Consider the following 4,100-nt stretch of genomic DNA (forward strand, 5'->3'; position numbering starts at 1 on the left):
TCGACGGAGTCCGACACCGAGCGCGTCGTGGTGTCGAGCACCAACTCGGCGGCATCAGGCGCCTGGTAGTCGTTACCGGTGCCCGTAAAATTCTTCAATGCGCCGGCGCGAGCCTTGGCGTAATGGCCCTTGGGGTCGCGGCTTTCGCAGATTTCGGCCGGCGTCGCGACATAGACCTCGCGGAATAGATGATCGGCGATGCGGCGGGCGCTCGCGCGGTCGTCGCGAGCCGGCGAGACCGCGGCGACGATGGCGATATGGCCGTTGCGTGCCAGATGGGTGGCGACCTCCGCCAGGCGGCGGATATTCTCGGCGCGATCTTCCGGCGTGAAGCCGAGATCGCCGTTGAGGCCGGCACGTAAGGTGTCGCCGTCGAGCAGGATCGGTGCGCCGCCGCGGCCAAACAGCCGCCGCTCGAGCGCGCGCGCGATGGTCGACTTGCCGGCGCCGGGCAGGCCGGTGAGCCAGATCACCGCGCCGTTGTGGCGATAGCGTGCGGCGCGCTCCTCGGGTTTCAGCGCCGATTCCACCGGCACGATGTCGATCGGCGCAGCGCGTTGGCCTGCGTCGACCGACAGCACCAGGCCGCCGCCAGCGATGCGGCCATTGACCTCGATCACCAACCGCCCGGTGCGCGGATTTTCCGCGTAGGGATCGGCTGCGACCGGCTGCGCCAGGGAGATGTCGATCTCGCCGACATGGTTGCGCGCGATCGAAATAGCCGGCTCGTTCGACAGCGAGCCGGGATCGACCGCCTTGTCGATTGCGACGACGGTCGCGCGGGTCTCGCGGGTGCCAAGCCGCACCAGGATGCTGTCGCCCTTGGCGAGCGGCTGATCGTGCAGCCAGAAGATCCGGGCGCGCAGCCGCCGCGTGTCCTGCGGATTGCGGTCGAGATGGGCGATGACGTCGCCGCGCTCGACGAACAGCTCACGGTCGAGCGTAATGCCGACCGAGCGGCCTGCACCCTGCGGCACCGTGACCGGCGTTGCCGGCCAGCCTTCGACCGTCCTGATTTTTGCGATCTTCCCGGCCGGCATGATCACGATCTCGTCGCCCGTCTGAAGCTGGCCGGACTCGATGCGGCCGGCGACGATGCGGCGGTCGTCGAATTTGTAGATCGCCTGCACCGCGAGTCGCAGCGGCAAGGTTTCCAGCGGCCGCGCCGGCTCGAGCCGGTCGAGTGCCTCGACGACTGTCGGGCCATCATACCAATCGATGCGCGGCGTGCGCGCGGCGACGCCGTCGCCATCGCGCGCCGAGATCGGGATCACGGCTGTCGGCGTCACGCCCAGGCTGGAAAGATGCGCCGTGATCTCGTCGCTGATCTCGCGGAAGCGGTCGGCGGAGAACTCCACCCGGTCCATCTTGTTGACCACCACTGCAACCTGCTTCACGCCGAGCAGATGCAGCAGATAGCCGTGCCGGCGGGTCTGGTCGCGCACGCCTTCGCGGGCATCGATGATCAGCACCGCGCCGTCGGCCTGCGAGGCGCCGGTGATCATGTTGCGCAGGAATTCGGCGTGGCCGGGTGCGTCGATCAGCACGACGTCGCGCGCATTGGTGCGGAAGCGGATCTGCGTGGTGTCGATGGTGATGCCCTGGTCGCGCTCGGTCTGCAGCGCATCCAGCAGGAACGACCATTCGAACGGCATGCCGCGCCGGGCGCTGACCGCCTTCAGCATTTCGAGCTTACCCTCCGGCAGGCTGCCGGTCTCGTGCAGCAGGCGGCCGACCAGGGTCGACTTACCGTGGTCGACATGGCCGACGATGACGATGCGGACTTGCGGCCGGAGCTGCGGGCTGGGGATGCTATCGGCGACGGCGGACAGCGGCGCGGGGGCAATCATGTTCATCAGGACACGCTCAAGCTGGAGTCATTATCAGAGATAGCCGGCGACGCGCAGCCGCTCGAACGCGTCTTCGGTCTCGTGGTCGAGCGCGCGCCCCGCGCGCTCGGGCACCTTGGTGCTTTCCAGCTCGGCCAGGATTTCCGGAATGCTCGTTGCGGTGGAGGCGACCGGAAAGGTGATGTCCTGATCGCCGAGCGAGCGATAGCGCTTGCCGTTGTTGGCAAGATACAGCGGGATGATCGGGATGTTCTCGCGTGCGGTGTAGGCCCAGATGTCGGCTTCGGTCCAATGCAGGATCGGGTGAATGCGCAAATGCGCGCCCGGCGGCGGCGAGGCATTGAACTGGTCCCAGAACTCCGGCGGCTGGTCGCGCACGTCCCAATTGCCGTCCAGCCCGCGCGGCGAGAACACGCGCTCCTTGGCGCGCGTTGCCTCCTCGTCGCGGCGGATGCCGGCGATCAGGCCGTCGAAGCCATGCTTGGCGAGCGCGCCCTTCAGGCCCTCGGTCTTGCGCGCGGCCGAACGTGCCGCCGGCGGCAGCGTGGGATCGACGGCATCAATCGGCGGGCACGGTTCGACCTTGAGATCGAGATTCCATTCTTTCGCATAGATGTCGCGGAAGGCGTACATCTCTGGAAACTTCTTGCCGGTATCGACGTGCAAGGCGGGGAAGGGCACTTTGCCGAAGAAGGCCTTGCGCGCCAGCCAGATCATCACGTTGGAGTCCTTGCCGAGCGACCACAGCAGCGCCAGCTTCTTCAGCCGTGCAAAGGCCTCGCGGAGGATGTAGATGCTCTGCGCCTCCAGGGCGTCGAGATGATCCATCGCCTGCGCCTGGTCGAGAATGCGCGGCATGGAAGATGCTTGAACCCCCTTGGGCGCCGGCAACTTGTCTAGCGCGGAGTCGTTCTTGAGAAGATGCATCCTGCAATCCGCCGTCTTCCGAGGAGAAATTTCTCTATTTATCTCGGCAAAGAGAAGGAATAAATTTCTCTTTGCGTGGATGATCTGACACATATATAGAAAATAATTCCAGTCAACCAGAAAACTGGGATCAAAGGACGATAAAGTTCCGCGATGCGCTATCTGCCCGTGTTCCTCGACCTGACTGCCGGCCCGGTGCTGCTTCTCGGCGCCGGCGAGCTCGCGCATGCCAAGCTGCGTGTGCTTGCCGCCGCAGGCGCGCGTATCAGATGGTACGCGACGGATGACCATCATGACCTGGACGCGCTCGGCGCGGACGCCGCGCGCGTCGAGCTGGCGCAGGGCGATCCGCTCAGTGCCGATCTCTCCGGCGTCATCGCGGTGCTGTGCGCGGGCGCGGGTGACCTCGGGGTCGCGATGTCGCTACGGGCGAAGTCGCTCGGCCTGCCGGTCAACGTGATGGACGATCTCGATCACTCCACCTTCATCTTTCCGGCGATCGTGGATCGCGGCGATGTCGTGGTGGCGATCGGCACCGGCGGCACCTCGCCGGTGGTGGCGCGCAGGTTGCGCGAGAAGATCGAGGCGCTGCTGCCGGCCCGGATCGGCGATCTCGCCGGCTTTATCGGCGAACGCCGCAAGCAGATCAATGCAGGCATCGTCGAGATGCCGCTGCGGCGCCGGTTCTGGGAGCGCATCGTCGACGGTCCGATCGGCGCGCTGGTGCTGGCCGGGCGCAACGCCGAGGCCGAAGCTGCGCTGAACGAGATCGACGATCCCGCGGCCTATGCGGGCGCAAATGAAGCTGGCGCTAGCACCGGTCATGTCACGCTCGTCGGCGCCGGTCCGGGCGATCCGGACCTGCTGACCGTGAAGGGCCTGCGCGCGCTGCAGGACGCCGACGTCGTGTACTACGACGAGCTGGTGACGCCTGAAATTCTCGACCGCATCCGCCGCGATGCGGCGCGCGTCCCCGTCGGCCGCCGGGTCGGCAAGCCCGGCATCGGCCAGGATGCCGTAAACAAGCTGCTGATCGAGGCGGCGCACGCGGGCAAGCGCGCGGTGCGCCTGAAGGGCGGCGATGCCTACGTGTTCGGCCGCGGCGGCGAGGAAGTCGACGCGCTGCGCAAAGCTGGTGTGAACTACACGATCGTGCCGGGCATCACGGCGGGGCTGGGCGCCGCCGCGCAATTCGAAGTGCCGCTGACCTTCCGCAGCAAGGCGCTGCGCATCACCTTCCTCACCGCGCACAAGGAGCGCGATGCCGAGGCCGTCGACTGGTCTGCGCTCACCGACACCAAAATGACGGTCGTGGTCTACATG

General features: G+C 66.6%; 3 protein-coding genes. 1 reads left to right on the plus strand and 2 read right to left on the minus strand.

The annotated features are described in order from the left end of the window. Nucleotides 1-1,856, minus strand: a 1,856-nt coding sequence (gene cysC / locus WA702_RS25050) for an adenylyl-sulfate kinase (protein ID WP_425113230.1), incomplete at its 3' end; no start/stop codon positions are given. Between the two features lie 27 nt (nucleotides 1,857-1,883). Further along, nucleotides 1,884-2,678 carry a sulfate adenylyltransferase subunit CysD gene (cysD, locus tag WA702_RS25055; protein ID WP_425113232.1) on the minus strand — a complete coding sequence of 265 codons (795 nt, stop codon included), beginning with the start codon at nucleotides 2,676-2,678 and terminating at the stop codon, nucleotides 1,884-1,886. Nucleotides 2,679-2,930: 252 nt separating this feature from the next. On the opposite strand from cysD, the gene cysG reads away from it, so the two are divergent. Continuing rightward, nucleotides 2,931-4,100 (plus strand): siroheme synthase CysG (gene cysG, locus WA702_RS25060; protein WP_425113231.1); only part of this gene is annotated, 1,170 nt, incomplete at its 3' end.

The sequence above is a fragment of the Bradyrhizobium sp. genome, from assembly GCF_049798375.1.
Classification (GTDB): domain Bacteria; phylum Pseudomonadota; class Alphaproteobacteria; order Rhizobiales; family Xanthobacteraceae; genus Bradyrhizobium.

Coding starts and splice junctions, on each gene's coding strand:
- cysD (WP_425113232.1), bottom strand. CDS start 2,678: ATGGATCATCTCGACGCCCTGGAGGCGCAGAGCATCTACATCCTCCGC.